An 18,408-nucleotide genomic window follows, 5' to 3' on the forward strand; every position below is an offset into this window, starting at 1 on the left:
GTGCGCCTCGACCACGTCCACGTCCGCCGTCGCCAGACCCGCATTGGTGAGCGCGGCACGGATCACCCGCTGCTGGGCCGGGCCGTTCGGCGCGGACAGGCCATTGGACGCACCGTCCTGGTTCACGGCCGAACCCCGCACCACCGCGAGCACACGGTGTCCCATGCGCCGGGCATCCGACAGACGCTCCACCACCAGGACGCCGACGCCCTCGGCCCAACCGGTGCCGTCGGCGCCCGCCGCGAAGGACTTGCAACGGCCGTCCTGGGCCAGACCGCGCTGCCGCGAGAAGTCGATGAAGGTGTCGGGGGTCGACATGACGGTGACGCCACCGGCGAGGGCCATCGAGCACTCGCCGCGCCGCAGCGACTGCACCGCGAGGTGCAGGGTCACGAGCGACGACGAGCACGCCGTGTCGATGCTGATGGCCGGGCCCTCCAGGCCCAGCGTGTAGGCGATCCGGCCGGAGGCGACGCTGTAGGCGTTGCCGTTGCCAACGAAGTCGGCGACGTCCTGGGGGATCTCGTCGAGGCGGGAGGCGTAGTCGCCGTACATGACGCCGGCGAAGACGCCGACGGCGTCGCCGCGCAGGCTCTGGGCGTCGATGCCGGCGCGTTCGATGGCCTCCCAGGAGACCTCCAGGAGGAGGCGCTGCTGCGGGTCCATCGCCAGCGCCTCACGCGGGCTGATGCCGAAGAACGCCGGGTCGAACTGCGCCGCGTCGTGCAGGAAACCACCCTCCCGCACGTACGTCGTCCCCGGACGGTCCGGATCCGGATCGAAGATCCCCTCCACGTCCCAGCCACGGTCCTCGGGGAACGCGGACACACCGTCCGTGCCCTCCACCACCATCCGCCACAGGTCCTCCGGCGACAGCACGCCGCCCGGGTAGCGGCAGGCCATGCCGACGATCGCGATCGGTTCGGTGCCGGCGCCCGTGGCGGTCATGGCGGCCGCAGCGAGCGGCGCCGCCGCAGTCGAAGACGCGTCGCCCACCAGCGTGGTGGCGAACTCGCGGGCCAGGGCGTGCGGGGTCGGGTAGTCGAAGATCAGCGTGGCGGGCAGGCGTACGCCGGTGGCGGCGGTCAGCCGGTTGCGGAGTTCGACGGCGGACAGCGAGTCGAAGCCGAGCTCCTTGAACGCCTGCTGCTCGTCGAGGGCGGTGCTCTCGGGATGGCCGAGGACCACGGCGACGGTGCGTCGTACGAGGTCGAGCGCGGCCTTGAGACGGTCCTCGGGCGTCAGTGCGGCGAGCTGGTCGGCGAAGGTACGGGCGGAGCCCGTGGTGCCGGTGTCGGTGTCGGCGGTGCCGCGACGGACGGTGGTGGTGCGGACGAGGCCGCGGAGCACGGCGGGGATGTCGCCGGAGGCGCGTACGGCGGCAAGGTCGAGCCGGACGGGGGCGACGACGGGCAGGTCGGTGCGCAGGGCCAGGTCGAGGAGTTCGAGGCCGAGTTCGGTGGGCAGGGGCAGGGAGCCGGCGCGCTTCATGCGTTCGATGTCGGCGTCGGAGAGGTGGGACGTCATGCCGCTGCGCTCTTCCCACAGGCCCCAGGTGAGGGAGAGGGCCGGGAGGCCCTGTGCCCTCCGGTGCTGGGCGAAGGCGTCGAGGAAGGTGTTGGCGGCGGCGTAGTTGCCCTGTCCGGGTGCGTTGACGACACCCGCGTCGGAGGAGAAGAGGACGAACGCGGTCAGGTCCCGGTCGGCGGTGAGGTCGTGCAGGTTGACGACGGCGTCGACCTTGGGCCGCAGGACGCGGGCGAGGCGCTCGGGGGTGAGGGAGCCGATGAGGGCGTCGTCCAGGACGCCGGCGGTGTGCACGACGCCGGTGAGCGGGTGCGCGTCGGGGAGCGCGGCGAGCACGGTCCGCAGGCTCCCGCGGTCGGCGGCGTCGCAGGCGGCGACGGTCACGTGGGCGCCCCGTGCCGTGAGTTCGGCGGTGAGTTCGGCGGCGCCGGGGGCGGCGGTGCCGCGGCGGCTGGTGAGCAGCAACCTGCGGACGCCGTGCCGGGCGACCAGGTGGCGGGCGACGAGGGCGCCGAGGGCGCCGGTGCCGCCGGTAACGAGCCAGGTGCCGTCGGGGTCGCCGGCCGGGTCCTGGGGTTCGGTGGGGACGGGGGCGCGGCCGAGGCGTCGGGCGTGCGGGACGCCGTCGCGGAGGGCGAGTTCGGGTTCGTCGAGGTCGAGGAGGGCGGGGAGAGTGGCTGCGGCGGCCGGCCCGTCGAGGTCGACGAGCCGGATGCGGTCGGGGTTCTCGGCCTGTGCGGAGCGGACGAGGCCCCAGACGGACGCGCCGGGCAGGTCGTCGGGGGCATCGCCGGGTGCGGTGGCGACCGCGCGGCGGGTGAGGACGACGAGCCGGGTGGTGTCGAAGCGGGCGTCGGCGAGCCAGTCCTGGAGCAGGGCGAGTACGGCGCCGACGCGCTGGTGGACGGTGGCGGCGAGGTCGTCGCCCGTGGCCTGCGGGAGGCTGAGGACGACGGTGCCGGGCGCGTCGGCCGCGGCGGCGTCGAGGCTGTCGTGGGCGCGGGCGGTGACCGGCGTGCCGGCCAGGGCCTCGGCCACGGTGTCGGCGTCGGCGCCGAGGACGGCCCACGTGGCCGGGGCGGGTTCGAACGCCGGCGTGGTCAGGGCGGTCCACTCGACGCGATGGAGGGCGTCGTGGCCGGCGGGCGGAGCGGTGAGCTGCTCCGCCGAGGCGGGGCGCATCGTGAGGGCGTCGACGGTGGCGACCGTGGCTCCGGTGGCGTCGGCGAGGGTGAGCCGTACGGTGCCGGGGGCCGTCTCGGTGGTGGTGACGCGGCAGACGGAGGCACCGCCGAGAGCAAGGCGTACGCCGCTCCAGGAGAACGGCAGCAGCACACGGCCGCCGTCCTGACCGCCCTGGGAGCCCTCGGGGCTGAGGAGGCTCGTCGTGTGGAGGGCGGCGTCGAGGAGCGCCGGGTGCAGGCCGAAGTCCTTGGCGCTGTCGGCTGCGGTCTCGGGCAGGGCGACCTCGGCGTGAACGGTGTCGCCGTGCCGCCAGGCGGCGCGCAGGCCCTGGAAGACGGGGCCGTAGCCGTAGCCGTCGGCTTCGAGGCGCTCGTAGAAGTCGGTGAGGGCGAGGGGTTCGGCGCCCGCGGGCGGCCAGGCGGCCGGGGCGGCCTCCGCGGCCGCGGCCGGGGTGCCGCCGGTCAGCAGGCCGGTGGCGTGCAGGGTCCACGCGTCGTCGCCCGCGTCCACCGGGCGGGAGTGGAGGGTGAGTTCACGGGAGCCGTCGGCGGCGGGGGCGACGACGGTGGCGCGCAGGGCGACGCCGCCACGCTCGGGTACGACGAGCGGGGTGGCGAGGGTGAGTTCGTCGAGGCGGTCGCAGCCGGCCTCGTCGCCGGCGCGTACGGCCATGTCGACGAAGGCCGTGCCGGGGAGCAGGACCGTGCCCATGACCGCGTGGTCGGCGAGCCAGGGGTGGGTGCGCAGGGAGATCCGGCCGGTGAGGACGACGCCGTCGGTGTCGGGGAGGGTGACGGCGGCGCCGAGCAGGGGGTGGCCGGTGGCGCGCTGGCCGAGGCTCTCGGCGTCGGTGCCGGGGGTGGTGGTGTCGAGCCAGTAGCGCTGGTGCTGGAAGGCGTAGGTGGGGAGGTCGGTGCGGCGGCCGCCGCGGCCGGCGAGGGCGCCCGTCCAGTCGACGGGGGCGCCGTGGGCGTGGAGTGCGGCGAGCGCGGTGGTGAAGGTGCGGGCCTCGGGGCGGTCGCGACGCAGGGCGGCGGTGAAGAGGGCGGGCGTGTCGTCGCCGGCGGTCTGCCGCGCCATGGCGGTGAGGACGCTGTCGGGGCCGAGTTCGATGAAGTGGGTGACGTCCTGGTCGCGCAGGAAGCGGACGGCGTCGGCGAAGCGAACGGCGTGCCGGACGTGCTGCACCCAGTAGTCGGGGGAGCAGATCTCGTCGGTGGTGACGGTGCGGCCGGTGAGGTTGGAGACGACGGGGAGGGTGGGCGGCCGGTAGTCGACGATGCGGGCGATCCAGCGGAACTCGTCGAGCATGGGTTCCATCAGCGGCGAGTGGAACGCGTGGCTGACGGTGAGCCAGTGGGTGCGGCGGCCGCGGTCCTTCCAGGTGCGGGCGATCTCGGTGACGGCGTCCTCGGTGCCGGAGAGGACGAGGGAGTCGGGGCCGTTGAGGGCGGCGATGCCGATCTCGTGCTCGCGTCCGGCGAGTGCGGCGAGCATCTCGTCCTCGGTGGCCTCGACGGCCACCATGACGCCGCCGGCGGGGAGTTCCTGCATGAGGCGGCCGCGTGCGGTGACGAGCAGGGCGGCGTCCTGGAGGCTGAGGACGCCGGCGATGTGGGCGGCGGCGAGTTCGCCGATGGAGTGCCCGGTGACGTAGTCGGGGCGCAGTCCCCAGGATTCGGCGAGCCGGTAGAGGGCGACCTCCAGGGCGAACAGCGCGGGCTGGGTGTAGCGGGTCTCGTCGAGGAGGGCGGCGCCGGGGGTGCCCTCGTCGGCGAACATCAGCTGCTTGAGGGGCCGGTCGAGGTGGGTGTCGAGGGCTGCGCAGGCTTCGTCGAGGGCGGCGGCGAACACGGGGTAGGCGTGGTGGAGTTCGCGGCCCATGCCGGGGCGCTGGCTGCCCTGGCCGGTGAAGAGGACGGCGGTGCCGCCGTCGGTGCGAGTGCCGGTGACGGTGCCGGGGCGCTCGGTGCCGTCGGCGAGGGCGTCGAGGGCGTCGAGGAGGTCGGCGCGGTCCTCGGCGACGACGACGGCGCGGTGCGGCAGGTGGCCGCGGGTGGTGGCGAGGGAGTACGCGATGTCGGCGTCGGAGGCGGCGGACACGTCGGCGGAGACGGCGGTGAGCCGGCCGGCGAGGCGGCGGGCCTGGTCGCGCAGGGCGTCGGCGGTGGCGGCGGACAGGGTGTGGGGCAGGGGGGTGCCGTCGGCGACGGCCGGGGCGGCGACGGGCGAGACCTCGTCCTCGGCCTCGGCCTCGGCGGTGGGGGGCTCTTCGATGATGGCGTGGGCGTTGGTGCCGCTCATGCCGAAGGACGAGACGCCGGCGCGGCGGGGGGTGTCGCCGTCCGGCACCCAGGGGCGGCTGTCGTCGAGGAGCCGGACGTGGCCGGCGGACCAGTCGACGTGGGGGGTGGGTTCGGCGGCGTGCAGGGTACGGGGCAGGGTGCCGTGGCGCAGGGCCTGCACCATCTTGATGACGCCCGCGACGCCGGCGGCGGCCTGGGTGTGGCCGAGGTTGGACTTGACGGAGCCGAGCCACAGTGGCCGGTCCTCGGGGCGGTCCTGGCCGTAGGTCTCGATGAGGGCGCGGGCCTCGATGGGGTCGCCGAGGACGGTGCCGGTGCCGTGGGCCTCGACGGCGTCGACGTCGGCGGTGGTGAGGGCGGCGTCGGCGAGGGCGGCGCGGATGACGCGGCGCTGGGCGGAGCCGCTGGGGGCGGTCAGGCCGTTGGAGGCGCCGTCGGAGTTGACGGCGGTGCCGCGGACGACGGCGAGGACCTGGTGGCCGTTGCGCCGGGCGTCGGAGAGCCGTTCGAGGACGAGGATGCCGACGCCCTCGGACCAGCCGGTGCCGTCGGCGTCCGCGGAGAAGGGCTTGCATCGGCCGTCGGGGGACAGTCCGCGCTGCCGGCTGAAGGCGAGGAAGCCGCCGGGCGAGGACATGACGGCGACGCCGCCGGCGAGGGCGAGGGTGCACTCGCCGGAGCGCAGGGCGCGGACGGCGAGGTGGAGGGCGACGAGGGAGCCGGAGCAGGCGGTGTCGACAGTGAGGGTGGGGCCTTCGAGGCCGAAGGTGTAGGCGAGTCGGCCGGAGGCGACGCTGGCGGCGGTGCCGGTGAGGAGGTAGCCCTCCAGGCCGGCTTCGGCGTCGCCGAGGCGGGGGCCGTACTCCTGGGTCTCGGCGCCGACGAACACGCCGGTGCGGCTGCCGCGCAGGGCGGCCGGGTCGATCCCGGCGTGTTCGAGGGCCTCCCAGCCGGTCTCCAGGAGGAGGCGCTGCTGGGGATCGGTGGCGAGGGCCTCGCGCGGGGTGATGCCGAAGAACTGGGGGTCGAACGCGTCGGCGTCGTGGAGGAATCCGCCGTGCCGGGTGTAGCTGGTGCCGGGGTGGTCCGGGTCGGGGTGGTAGAGGCCGTCGAGGTCCCAGCCGCGGTTGTCGGGGAAGCCGGTGATGGCGTCCCGGCCGTCGGCGACAAGGTCCCACAGGTGGGCGGGCGAGGCGACGCCGCCGGGGTAGCGGCAGCCCATGCCGACGATGACGACGGGGTCGTCGGTGTGGTCCCACAGGTGGGCGGGCGCGGTCTCGTCGGTGTCAGGGCCCGTGGGCGGGCCGTCACCGTCGAGTTCGGCGATCAGCTGCTCGGCGAGGGCCTGCGGGGTGGGGTGGTCGTAGACGAGCACGAGCGGCAGGCGCAGCTCGGTGGCGTCGCCGATCCGGCGGACGAGTTCGACGGCCGCGAGGGAGCCGAATCCGAGGTCCAGGAAGGACCGGTCGGAGGTGATCTCGTCGGCGGGGCGTTGCAGGATGTCCGCCACGTGGTCGCGGACGAGGGCGACGAGTATGCGCCTGCGTTCGTACGCGGAGGCCCGGGCGAGTATGTCGCGGACGGAGGACCGAGGGGACTCGGTTTCCTCGTGGTGGGCGTTCTCCGTTTGCGCACCGAATTCGCGGGACTCATCCAGCATCTTTGACCACTCCAGAGTTCTGCCGTGCTTCTCAGCGGACGCCGATCCGTGGTCGAGGCTACGCAGCCGGTGGAGCCCGTTCGCACCCCTAAAGCCCCCTGACTGGTGGTGAATTCACGGTCGAGGGGGTGGGTTTCACCGGGTGACGGGTGCGGTCATCGCGCGGACGGTGCTCTTGGGGTCGAATGCGGTGACGTCGAACCGTGCGGTGGTGCAGGGAAGTCGGCGGAAGAGGTTGTCGGGGCCGGTGACGACGACGTGTTCGACGCCGAGTCCGTGGAGTCCTTCGACGGCGGCCGGCCAGTCGACGGGGCGGTCGAAGGTGTCCAGGAGCATGGTGCGCATGTCGTCCGCCGTGGTGACGGTCCGGCCGTCCTGGTCTGCGACGACGGGGATGGCGGGGGCGTCGATGCGGTAGCGGGCGAAGACCTCGCGTTCGGCCTTGGCGCGCAGTCCGGCGAAGGCCCGGGCGTGGACGGCGGGGCGCATGGCGTACATGGGGTGGCCGCCCAGGGCGCGGACGGCGGTGGTGAACTCGTCGAGGGTGGATTCGCGTAGGGTGACGAGGAAGAAATGGGTGTCCATGTAGCCGGAGATCTCGCACGTGTCGTCGCGTTCGCGGAGTCGGGCGACGAGTTCCTCGAGGGGCTCACGGGGGGTGCGGGCGACGGACTGGGTGACGGTGTCGGTGTATTCGGCGGCGAAGAACTCGGCTTCGCAGCGGGCGGTTTCCGCCGTCATCCGTATCGCGTCGGAAAAGCTCATCGTCTCCGCGTACACGGCGGCCGCCTTCTGTCCGAAGCTGGGGCCCACGCAGACCTCGGGTCGCATTCCGAGGGTTTCGACGGCGCGGTCGGCGAGGGCCACCGAATTGACGAGGAAGGCGAGTTGGGTGTAGTCGGAATAGTCGCTTTCCGAGGCGTAGAACCGGTCGAGGAGGCGGTATCCGAGGGCGTCGTCGGCCTCGGCGAGGCGGCGGCGCACATAGGGGTCGAGGACCATGAACTTGCCGACCTCGGCGAAGTTCGACGGTCCCATGCCGGGGAAGACGAGGGCGGTTGCGGGGGACATGGTTCTCCTTCAGGCTGCGCCGGGGCCGGACGGGCCGGTTCGCCGCGCGGCGACGCCGCGGGCGTTGGCCGGATCTCGTCCCTGCACCGGTAGGCTGGAATCCGGCGGCGACGGGTCGTCTGGCCCGCGAGAGCCGACCCTACGCGGCGACGGTCGGCGGTCCCCACCCCTAACGTCCCCTAGGTGGAGGGCTCCGGGGCACCGGTCGCGGGGGCCCGACGGCGGCTCGAGGCGTTCGCGAAGAACGGGTGGGCGAAACCCCTAGGACCCCTCATGTGATCCTCAAGGATTCCTCAAGTCGTCCGGTCCGACCCGCAGAGGCGGTGCGGCGCCTGAGAAGTCATCAGTTTTGCGCACGCCAACCACCGTTCAAACCTGTTGAGACATGAATAGGGGTACCGCGCGGCAGAAGCGGCTCGTTAGCATTCAGCAAGATCGATTCGCACAAACTTCCGCCAGACCCTCACACTTTCACACGGAAGGACTCGCCATCACTGTGACCGCACCCGCATCCGGCAGTGCCTGGATTCGACGGTTCCACCCGACCCCGGACAGCAGCATCCGGATGACCTGCCTGCCGCACGCCGGCGGCTCGGCTTCCTTCTACCACCCCATGTCACAGGCGTTCTCGGGCCTTGCGGACGTCATGGCGGTGCAGTACCCGGGGCGGCAGGACCGGCGCAGGGAGCCGTGCATCGAGGACATCGGCGAGCTCGCCCTGGCCGTCGCCGGCGAGCTGGAGCCCTGCCTCGACCGGCCGATGGCGCTCTTCGGCCACAGCATGGGCGCGACCCTGGCGTTCGAGGTGTCCCGCATGCTGGAGCTGAAGTACGGCTTCACGCCGCTCCACGTGTTCGTCTCGGGCCGCCGCGCCCCGTCCGTCCACCGTGACGAGTCGGTCCACCTGCGCGGGGATGACGGCATCGTGCGGGAGATGCTGGCCCTGCAGGGCACGGACGCAGCGGTGCTCGCCGACGAGGAACTTCTGCGCATGGCGCTGCCCGCACTGCGCGGCGACTACCGGGCCATCGAGCGGTACCGCGCCGAGCAGGGGGCCGTCACCGCGGCCCCGGTCACTGCCCTGACCGGCGACTCGGACCCGCGCGTCTCGATCGCCGACGCCGAGGCGTGGCGCTCCCACACCACGGGCCGCTTCGACCTGAAGGTCTTCACCGGCGGCCACTTCTTCCCGGCTCAGAACCAAGCCGCGATTACCGAGTTGATTTCCAGCCAGATTTTCCCGTCCTGAGCGCCAGATCACCGCAGGGGAACCGTCCGGAGGCGACGAGAATCCAACCGGACGAGTGATGATCACGTCGAGGCGGAGGCCCACGACAGGGAGGGGAAGGCCTGCATTCAACCTTTGCTACATCAACTAACTGGTTGGTGCCGGCCCACACGATCTGTGGCCCGCGCCAGTACCTATCGGGGGAAAAAGAAAGTTGTTGTCTGCAAAACTGACCGATCGCGACGAAGAGCTGTCGGAGCTCAGGGAGATGTTCTCCCGCACCCAGGGCGCCTCGGGGCATATCGCCCTGATCACCGGAGCCGTGGGCAGCGGGAAGACCGCCCTGCTGAACCAGTTCGCCAACGAGACGGCAGACGAGGGAGCCCTGCTCCTCGACGTGACGGCCAGCCGTGGTGACGACGACCTCTCGTTCGGCGTCCTCCGGCGCATGCTCACCGACGCGCCGCTGGCCGATACCGCCCGCACCGATGCGGAGCGCCTGCTCGGTCCGCGTACCGTCGCCACCGGCCTCTCCGGATCGCCGACCGAGGCGATCTCCCGGCTGGCCACCACCCTGCTGAAGTCCGTCGAGGACCGGGCCCTGGTGATCGCCGTGGACGATGTCCACCACAGCGACCCGGCCTCCCTGCGGTTCCTGCTGCACCTGGCCCGTCGCATCCACCACCAGCGGGTGCTGATGGTGTTCACCGACGCGAACCGACGCGGCGACAGTCTCGCCCGCTACCGCTCCGAGCTCGCGCAGCAGCCCCACTACCGGCGCATACGCCTCAGGATGCTCTCCCGCGCCGGCATGCAGGAGATGCTGGCGGGCCGCCTCAGCCCGGCCGCCGCCGCCCGGCTCAGCAGCGACCTGCACAACGCCACCGGCGGCAACCCGCTGCTCGTCCGGGCCCTCCTGACGGACTACCAGGCCACTGCTGAGGCCGAGGGCACCCCCCTCAGAGTGGTCCGCGCCGAAACCTACGACGAGGCCCTGCTCGACTGCCTCCACCGTTGCGGCACCGAGAGCCTCGGCGTCGCCCGCGCCATCGCCGTCCTCGGTGACCGCTCCACTCCCCCGCTGCTCGCCCGCGTGCTCGACACCAGCGTCCGCAACATCGAGATGGCGCTGTACACCCTGGACCTGTGCGGTGTCGTCCAGGACGGCCGGCTCCGCGACCCCGAAGGCCGCGGCACCATCTACGACTCCACCCCCTCGTCCGTGCTCGCCGACCTCCACCGCGACGCGGCCGCCCTGCTCCACCAGGAGGGCGCCTCGGCCACCGAGGTGGCCCGCCACCTGCTGCGGGGCCCCGCCCGCTACGAGCTGTGGACGGCGCCCGTCCTGCGCGAGGCCGCCGAGCACGCCCTGGTCGCCGGGGACACCACGCAGGCCCGCCGCTGTCTGGAGGCCGCCCTGGGGGCCGCGGTCGACGAGCGCACCCGGGCCACGATCCGGCTGCGGCTCACCAGCGTGCTGTGGCGCATCCTGCCCACGGCCGCCGAGAAGCACTTCGCGCAGCTCACCACCGACATGGCGGGCGGTCTGCTGTCGCCCGTGGAGACCGTGGCGCCCCTGTCCCAACTCGCCTGGGCCGGCCAGGTGGAGCAGGCGGCCGAGCTCGCCGAACGGCTGCGCGTGACCCAGCCGTGGGGGCCCACCCGCACCGACCGCCTCACCGGCGCCCGCTCCTGGCTGGCCATGCTGAGCCCCCGGCTGCGCGACCGGCTCGCCGCCGCCGACGCGACCGGCTCCGCGGACGACGCCGCCCTCGCCGACGACCCCTACTTCCACGCCGCCGGCGCGGTCGCCGAGTCCCTCACCAACGGCGCCACGGACAAGGCGCAGTTCGTCCTGCAGCGCTACCAGCTCGACGACACCACGGTGCAGCCGCTCGTCTTCGCCCTCTGGGCGCTGATCTACGCGGAGCGGCTCGACCTGGCCGACGACTGGAGCCGACGCCTCCTCAACGAGTGCTCCGGCACGCACGCCCCGTCGTGGCAGGCGCTGCTGATCTCCGTCCGGGCCGAGGTGGAACTGCGCCGCTCGCGGCTGAGCAGCGCCGACCACCTGGCGAACACCGGCCTGCGCGGGATGTCGATGCGCAGCTGGGGCCTGGGCGTCGGCTTCCCCGTCGCGATCCGGGTCGAGGCACTGACCGGCATGGGCCGCTTCGACGAGGCGCTGGACATGCTCAGTCGGCCGGTGCCCGACGAGATGCTCGACACCCTGCCGGGGCTGCACTACCGCCGCGCCCGCGGCCGCTTCTACCTGGCGACGAACCGTCACCACGCCGCCCTGGGCGACTTCCTCACCTGCGGCGAGCTGGGGGAGCGATGGGGCGCGGACGCGCCCGCGCTGGTGCCGTGGCGGACCGACGCCGCCGAGGCGTGGCTGGCGCTCGGGCAGCCCCAGCGGGCGGCGGCGCTCGCAGAGGAGCAGCTGAAGCTGATCCCCGCCCGGCAGCGCCAGCTGCGCGGCATGACGCTGCGCGTGCTCGGCATGGCGACGCGGGAGATGCCCGCGCGTACGGCCATGCTCCAGGAGTCCGTCGAGCTCCTCGAGGGTGGTGAGGGTCCGCTGCAGCTGGCCCTCACGCTGGGCGAGCTCGGCGATGTCCACCACGCCAAGGGCGACTTCGGCCGGGCCCGGATGCTGACCCGCCGAGCCTGGCACCTGGCGAAGTCCTGCTCCGCGGAGCCGGTCTGCCGCCGGCTGGCCCCGCAGAGCCCCGAGGGAGGCCATATGGAGGCAGGCCCGGAGGCCGAGATGTCCCAGGTGAACGACGCGTTGCTGTCGGAGGCCGAGAACCGGGTGGCCATGCTCGCCGCCCAGGGGCTGACGAACCGTGAGATCTCGGCGAAGCTGTACATCACGGTGAGCACGGTCGAGCAGCACCTGACCCGCATCTACCGTAAGTTGAGCGTGAAACGGCGGCGCGACCTGCCCACCGCACTCGCCGAACTCACCACCCAGATGGCCAGTTGATGGAGTCTCGTCCCGCCGGTGCCGCACCGGCGTCCGGACCGACCCGGTCGGCATCCGGACCGACGTCCGAGCCCACGCCCGGGCCGGTGTCCGAGCCCACGGCGGAGCCGGCGTCCGGGCCGCGGCTGCTCGCCGTGAGCGACCTGCACACCGGCATGGCCGACAACCGGCCGATCCTCGAGTCGCTGCGTCCCGTGACGGACGACGACTGGCTGATCGTGGCCGGCGACGTCGCCGAGCTGAGCGCGGACGTCGAGGCCTCGCTCACGCTGCTGGCGGAACGGTTCGCCAAGGTGATCTGGGCGCCCGGCAACCACGAGCTGTGGACGGTGCCCAAGGACCCGGTCCAGTTGCGTGGGGTCGCCCGCTACCGGCACCTGGTGGACATGTGCCGCGGCCTGGGGGTGGTCACCCCCGAGGACCCCTACCCCGTGTTCGAGGGGGCCGGCGGGCCGGTCGCGGTGGCACCGCTGTTCCTCCTGTACGACTACACGTTCCGGGCGCCGGGCACGGCGACCAAGGAGGAGTCGCTGGCCGCCGCGCACGCGTCGGGGATCGTCGGCAGCGACGAGTACGTGCTGCACCCCGACCCGTACCCGGGCCGGGACGACTGGTGCCGGGCCCGGGTGGCCGCGACCCTGGAACGGCTCGAGGCGCACGACCCGAGCCTGCCGCTGGTCCTCGTGAACCACTTCCCGCTCGTGCGGGAACCCACGAGGATCCTGCGGTATCCGGAGTTCGCGCAGTGGTGCGGCACGGAACTGACGGCGGACTGGCACGTCCGCTTCCGCACGGCCGCCGTCGTCTACGGGCACCTGCACATCCCGCGGACGACCTGGCACGACGGGGTGCGCTTCGAGGAGGTCTCCATCGGCTATCCGCGGGAGTGGCGCCGACACGGGCATCCCAAGGGCCTGCTGCGGCAGATCCTCCCGCACCCGGCCGCCGGGGAGGGCGCGTGATCGCCGCGCTCGTCCCGTCGCCGGTGGTCGCCGTCGACACCTTCGAGGACGGCAACGAGGGCACCCTGTTCGCCGAGGAGCACCAGCTGGTGAGCCAGGCGACACCGGGCCGCCGCAAGGAGTTCAGCGCCGTCCGGGCCTGCGCCCGGACGGCGCTGGCCGGGCTCGGGCTGCCACCGGTGCCGCTGCTGCCGGGGGTGCGCAACGCGCCCGTCTGGCCCGGCGGCGTGGTCGGCAGCATGACGCACTGCGCCGGCTACCGCGCGGCGGCCGTCGCGCCGTCGGACGCGGTGCACGCGGTGGGCATCGACGCCGAGCCGAACCTCCCGCTCCCCGCGAGGGTCCTGGAGTCGATCGCGACACCGTACGAGGCGGGCTGGGTGGCCGCGGCCCCGGCCGGCGGGCCGGTGGACTGGTCGCGGCTGCTGTTCAGCGCCAAGGAGTCCGTCTACAAGGCGTGGTACCCCCTCATGCGCGAGGAACTGGACTTCCCCGATGCGACGATCGACGCCCGCCTCACCGAACTCGCCGCCCCGGGGTCCGGCTACGACGCCCGCGGCACGTTCACGGCCCGCCTGCGCCGCCGGGGCCGGACACCCGACGGCCCCCCGCTGACCCGCTTCGACGGCCACTGGCTGACCGGGCGCGGGATCCTGGTCACGACGATCGTCCTGGCGTGCCCCGGCCTGACCGGCGCACGCCATGCAGTACGGCCGGCCCTGACCGGCGCACGGCGATCGGGCCCGCCCTGAACCGGGGCGGGCCCGGTCCCGGCACGCCGTCGCCCCGCGTCGCCACCGGGAGAACCCCCTGCGTACGTGCGCGTCGCCGGGGCGGCCACCCCACCCATCCCTTATTCGATCCCTTATCCCGCGGAAATCCCTTCCGTCGGGAATCGGGCTCACGCCTTAATGGGAAGTGGCCGGCTGGCCGTCGGGCGGCTACCCATGCCGTGCTGCCCACGTACAGCGGAGGTTCCTTTTGTTCGCCGACCGGAACGATGGCGTCTGTGTCATCCGGACGTACTGTGCCACCGAACCGGGCAAGTACCGACTGGCCTGCTTCCCCCATTTCACGGAATACTCCACGCTCTACCACAGGCTTTCCGGGCAGCTGCTGCCCGGCGTGGAAGTGCTGTCGTTCCAGTACGTGGGAAATCTGCCGGACGGCACCCCCGCGCACATCAGGGACATCGAGGACCTGGCCGACCAGTCGCTCCGCGCGCTGCTCGACTGGACTGACCTGCCGCTCGCCCTCATCGGCCACCGCAGCGGCGCCTATCTGGCGTTCCTGGTCGCCCAGCGCCTGGAGCACCGGTTCGGCGTGACGCCGTCCACGCTGTTCGTGGCCGACCGGGCGGCGCCCTCGGAGGCCGAGCGCCGCGAGTGGCGCAGGCTGAGCTGTCGCATCGTCGCGCTCACCGGCGCCTCCTCGGGCCCGGAACACGCGTCCGCCCTGGCCTGGCGGGAATTCACGAGCCGCCCGTTCGATCTGGAGATTTTCCCCGGGTCGCGGAAATTCCCGTACGACGACTCGAGCGAGCTGGTCAACCTCATTCACGACCAGCTTCTCTCCCTGCCACTGTCCGCCCATTCCACCCCTCTGCCGCCCGAATGAGGGGCGTCTAGGGGCAGCCTTAGGGGTTCCACCGGTCCGGCGCGGAGGGCAGGGTTCAACAGCGGGATCCCTACGCGGAAGGAGCGTGCGGAAATGACAGCGAAGATATTCGCATCCGACTCTGTGCAGACCCTGGAGGAATTCGAGGACTGCGCTCTCCGTGTCGCCGAGGCGCTCGCGGAGCGGGGCGTGACCCCCGGGCAGCGCGTCATCCTCAAGGCCGGGAATTCGGCCGCGTACGTCGCCACCCTCCTCGGCCTCATGCACGCGGCGGCGTCGATCGTCCTCATCGACCAGCAGGAGCGCCCCGAGGAGACGCTGCGCATCGCGCGCCGTACGGGCGCCAAGCTGGTCCTGGTCGACAACGACGCGCCCGTCGCCGACGACCTGGATCCCATCACCCTGTACGAGCTGCTGGTGTCGGCCGCCGGCCGCACCGCACTGGACCGGCGGCTGGACGTCTCGACCTGGTGCGAGCTGCCCGACTCGCTGATCATGTGGACGTCGGGCTCCACCGGCAGCCCGAAGGGCATCGTCAAGTCGGGCGGCAAGTTCCTGAAGAACCTGCGGCGCAACGCCGAGCAGGTCGGCCACGTCGCCGACGACGTGCTCGTGCCGCTGCTGCCGTTCTCCCACCAGTACGGCCTGTCCATGGTGCTGATCGCCTGGCAGGTGCGGTGTTCGCTGGTGATCGCCCCGTACCGCCGGCTCGACCGCTCGCTGGTGATGGCCGGGCAGTCCGGCGCCACCGTCCTCGACGCGACCCCCGCGAGCTACCGCAGCATGCTCAACATCGTGACCCGCAACCCGGCGCTGCGCGAACACCTCGACCGGGTGCGCATGTTCTGCGTCGGCGCCGCGCCCCTGGACCAGCCGCTGGTCGACCGCTACGTCGAGGAGTTCGGGCTGCCGCTGCTCGACAGCTACGGCAGCACGGAGCTGGGCAACATCGCCTTCGCGACCCTCGACAACCCGGTCGCCTGCGGCCGGGCCATGGACGGCATCCGGCTACGCGTCGTCGACGAGGACGGGCTGCCCGTGCCGGCCGGACAGCCGGGCGAGATCGAGGTGGACACCCCCGACGCGCTGGAGGGTCTTCTCGGCGAGAAGGGCGAGCTGGTGCCCGTGCCGGGCGGCTGGACCCGCACCGGCGACCTCGGTTACCTCGACGAGGGCGACAACGTGTTCGTGCTCGGCCGCAAGTACGCGGTCCACCGCAACGGCTACACCCTCTACCCCGAGCTGATCGAGCGGAAGGCCGCCGCGGCCGGCTGTTCGACCCGGATCGTCGCCCTCGATGACGCGTCGCGCGGCGCGCACCTGGTGTTCTTCGTCGAGGACGAGGACGACCTCGGGGTGCCGCACTGGCGTGCCGCGCTGCGTGCCGCGCTGCCCGAGTACGAGCAGCCCAACGTGGTCGTCGCCCTGGACCGCTTCCCGCTCAACCGCAACGGCAAGCCGGACAAGCTGCTGCTGCGGGAGCTGGCGGAGAAGCAGCGCACCGGCAGCCTGATGCCGCGCCAGCGCGACAGCGCGGGGCAGAGCCGGCCCACGCGGGCCTGAGCGGACGAGGACCGCATGAGGATCGCTTGCTGGCAGGCGACGTGCGCCGCGGGGGGCGTACCCGCCTTCCTGGAGACGCTGAGGTCCGTCGCCCGCCGGGCGGCGGACGGCGGCGCCGAACTGCTCGTCACCCCCGAGATGTCGGTGGGCGGCTATCCGCTGACCGCGGCCGCCCTCGCCGAGGCCCGCAAACCCGCGGCCGGCCCCCACAACGAGGTGGTGGCGGGCATCGCCCGCGAGACCGGGGTCACGATCGTGCACGGCTGGCCCGAGGCGGCGGGACCGGTCGTGCACAACGCGGCGGCGGTCACCTCGCCGGCCGGCCGGCTGCTCACGTACCGCAAGGGCCATCTGTTCGGGCCGCGGGAGCGCGCGGTGTTCGCACCCGGCGACGACGGGGTCGTCCAGACCCGGCTCGGGGGCCTCACCGTCGGCGTGCTCATCTGCTACGACGTGGAGTTCCCCGAGGCCGTCCGGGCGCACGCCCTGGCCGGCACGGACCTCCTCGTGGTGCCCACCGCCCTGATGCGGCCGTGGGACTTCGTGGCCCGGGTCGTCGTACCGGCGCGGGCCTTCGAGAACGGGCTGTTCCTCGCGTACACCAACTGGACCGGTAACCGGGCCGGGCTCGACTTCTGCGGTCTCACCAGGGTCGTGGGACCGGACGGGGCGGTGGTGGCCGTCGAGGGCGACGGGGAGGCGCTGTTGTTCGCCGACATCGATCCGGCCCGCGTCGTAGCCGCGCGGGCGAGCACCACCTATCTTCAGGACCGCCGGCCCGAGCTGTACGGGCCGGCCCCTTGACGCGAGCCGGCGGCGGCCGGTCCGAGGGAGGCACAGGCGTGCATCACTACACGGGTCCCGGTACCGCGGTGGAGTCCAACGTGTACCTCAGGTCGCTGGCCGAGGGCGGGGCGACGACGCTGCCCGTCGTCGTCGACCTGCCCACCCGGCGGGGGTACGACTCCGACGCCCCGGCGGCCCTCGGCCTGGTGGGCCGGGCGGGGGTGGCGATCAACTCGCTCGACGACATGCGCGTCCTGTTCCGGGGCATCCGGCTGTGCACGGTGTCCGTGACGCTCGCCGCCGGCGACCCGGCCGCGGCGCTGCTCCTGCTGTACCAGCTGGTCGGCGAGGAGCAGGGCGTGCCGGCCGGCCGGCTGACCGGCACGCTGGGCACCGGTGGGGAGGCCCGCTTCCCGGCGGACGTCTCGCAGCGCCTGGCCGCCGACGTCCGCGCGTACCTGTGCTCGAACCTGCCCCGCTGGCACGCCCGTACGGTGGCCGCTCCCCTGCGGGACGCGGCCTGTCTCCCGGATCCGGCGGTCGAGGCGCGGCAGCGGGAGCGGCTGGCGAAGCTGCGCGCGTGGCGGGACCAGGACCTGGTCGACGAGGCGCTCACGCGGCTGCAGAAGGCGGCCTGGGGCTCGGAGGGCGTGCTGCCGCCGATGAAGGACGCGCTGCGGACCGGTGCGACGGTGGGCGAGGTGTACGGGACGCTCCGCGAGGTGTGGCGCGGGCTCAGCCCGGCATCACCCCGGCGCCGCCCTTGAGGCGTTCGTTGTCCGAGGGGCGGACCTTGATCGCGAAGACGGCGATCACGAACGCGAGGATGGCGAAGGCGGCGGCCACGATGAAGCCGGCGGTGACGCCGCTGGTGAGGCCCCGGTCGCTCTATGGCGGCGGCAGTCGACCCGTCTTGGCGAACTGGGCCTTCTCCAAGGGGCCGGCCTGGGAGAGGAAGGCGGGGACCTGGTCCTTGACCTCGTTGCGGATCGCCGTGCCGAAGACGGTGACCAGGATCGACAGTCCGAGCGAGCCGCCGACCTGCTGGGTCGCGTTGAGCAGGCCGGAGGCGGCGCACGCCTCCTGCGGGGCGACGTCGGAGAGGGCCATCAGGGTCAGCGAGACGAACGTCATGCCCATGCCGGCGCCGAGGACCAGTATCGGTCCGAGGATGCTGCCGAGGTACTTGGAACCGCCCACGACCCACGAAATTTCACCAAGAGAAGGCAGAGTGAAACTCCTTCAGCTCACGCCTGACCCACCGTCACCTGCAGGAACATGCGCCTGACACCCCATCAGAACGAGCGTCACGAGCGTCATTTCAGCGTCAAGACATCGCCCGTAACGCACACAACGCCCATACCACACACTCGACGAAACAGCAGGTCAGCGGCCCTTTTCGGCAGGCTCAAGAATCGCCACGCACTCCACGTGGTGGGTCATCGAAAACATGTAGAGCAGAAAACGGGTTAACCTCGACCTTTCGTGACGGTCCGTCGGTTTCTTCGGCGGGC

General features: G+C 72.7%; 10 protein-coding genes and 1 pseudogene. 8 read left to right on the plus strand and 3 right to left on the minus strand.

Going from position 1 to position 18,408, the window contains the following annotated elements; genetic code table 11:
- Positions 1-6,675 (minus strand): type I polyketide synthase (locus ACZ4SA_RS12040; RefSeq protein WP_468273141.1); only part of this gene is annotated, 6,675 nt, incomplete at its 3' end.
- Positions 6,676-6,813: 138 nt separating this feature from the next.
- Positions 6,814-7,749, minus strand: a complete 936-nt coding sequence (locus ACZ4SA_RS12045; RefSeq protein ID WP_468272804.1) for an ACP S-malonyltransferase — start codon at positions 7,747-7,749, stop codon at positions 6,814-6,816.
- Positions 7,750-8,245: 496 nt separating this feature from the next.
- Between ACZ4SA_RS12045 and ACZ4SA_RS12050 the strand changes: the two genes are divergently transcribed.
- The 8 genes from ACZ4SA_RS12050 to ACZ4SA_RS12085 all read left to right on the plus strand — a co-directional run bounded on the left by ACZ4SA_RS12050 (position 8,246) and on the right by ACZ4SA_RS12085 (position 17,661).
- Complete coding sequence (locus ACZ4SA_RS12050; protein WP_468272807.1) at positions 8,246-8,998, plus strand: thioesterase II family protein; 753 nt, start codon at positions 8,246-8,248, stop codon at positions 8,996-8,998.
- A 196-nt stretch (positions 8,999-9,194) separates the two neighbouring features.
- Entirely contained in the window at positions 9,195-11,966 is a 2,772-nt protein-coding gene (locus ACZ4SA_RS12055; RefSeq protein ID WP_468272810.1) for an AAA family ATPase, read from the plus strand.
- Positions 11,967-12,052: 86 nt separating this feature from the next.
- Positions 12,053-12,928 carry a metallophosphoesterase family protein gene (locus ACZ4SA_RS12060; protein ID WP_468272812.1) on the plus strand — a complete coding sequence of 292 codons (876 nt, stop codon included), beginning with the start codon at positions 12,053-12,055 and terminating at the stop codon, positions 12,926-12,928.
- Positions 12,925-13,680 (plus strand): 4'-phosphopantetheinyl transferase family protein, encoded by a 756-nt coding sequence (locus ACZ4SA_RS12065; RefSeq protein WP_468272815.1) that lies wholly within the window; start codon positions 12,925-12,927, stop codon positions 13,678-13,680. The genes ACZ4SA_RS12060 and ACZ4SA_RS12065 overlap by 4 nt, the downstream gene beginning before the upstream one ends.
- Positions 13,681-13,909: 229 nt before the next feature.
- The gene (locus ACZ4SA_RS12070; protein ID WP_468272817.1) at positions 13,910-14,545 is read left to right on the plus strand and encodes a thioesterase II family protein; all 636 of its coding nucleotides are present in this window, start codon (positions 13,910-13,912) and stop codon (positions 14,543-14,545) included.
- A gap of 93 nt (positions 14,546-14,638) precedes the next feature.
- Positions 14,639-16,108 (plus strand): class I adenylate-forming enzyme family protein, encoded by a 1,470-nt coding sequence (locus tag ACZ4SA_RS12075; protein ID WP_468272819.1) that lies wholly within the window; start codon positions 14,639-14,641, stop codon positions 16,106-16,108.
- 15 nt (positions 16,109-16,123) lie between these two features.
- Positions 16,124-16,912 carry a carbon-nitrogen hydrolase family protein gene (locus tag ACZ4SA_RS12080; protein WP_468272821.1) on the plus strand — a complete coding sequence of 263 codons (789 nt, stop codon included), beginning with the start codon at positions 16,124-16,126 and terminating at the stop codon, positions 16,910-16,912.
- Between the two features lie 38 nt (positions 16,913-16,950).
- The gene (locus tag ACZ4SA_RS12085; RefSeq protein WP_468272824.1) at positions 16,951-17,661 is read left to right on the plus strand and encodes a methylmalonyl-CoA mutase family protein; all 711 of its coding nucleotides are present in this window, start codon (positions 16,951-16,953) and stop codon (positions 17,659-17,661) included.
- Here ACZ4SA_RS12085 and ACZ4SA_RS12090 read toward each other — a convergent pair.
- Positions 17,630-18,085 (minus strand): annotated as a pseudogene (locus tag ACZ4SA_RS12090) (MFS transporter); the annotation flags it as partial. The gene ACZ4SA_RS12085 and the pseudogene ACZ4SA_RS12090 overlap by 32 nt on opposite strands.
- Positions 18,086-18,408: the final 323 nt, after the last annotated feature.

It is taken from the genome of Streptomyces sp. NPDC027962 (assembly GCF_055566095.1).

Bases quoted from the DNA above. Each gene is read 5' to 3' on its own strand.
- ACZ4SA_RS12045 (WP_468272804.1), bottom strand. From the start codon at position 7,749: ATGTCCCCCGCAACCGCCCTCGTCTTCCCCGGCATGGGACCGTCGAAC.
- ACZ4SA_RS12075 (WP_468272819.1), top strand. From the start codon at position 14,639: ATGACAGCGAAGATATTCGCATCCGACTCTGTGCAGACCCTGGAGGAA.
- ACZ4SA_RS12080 (WP_468272821.1), top strand. From the start codon at position 16,124: ATGAGGATCGCTTGCTGGCAGGCGACGTGCGCCGCGGGGGGCGTACCC.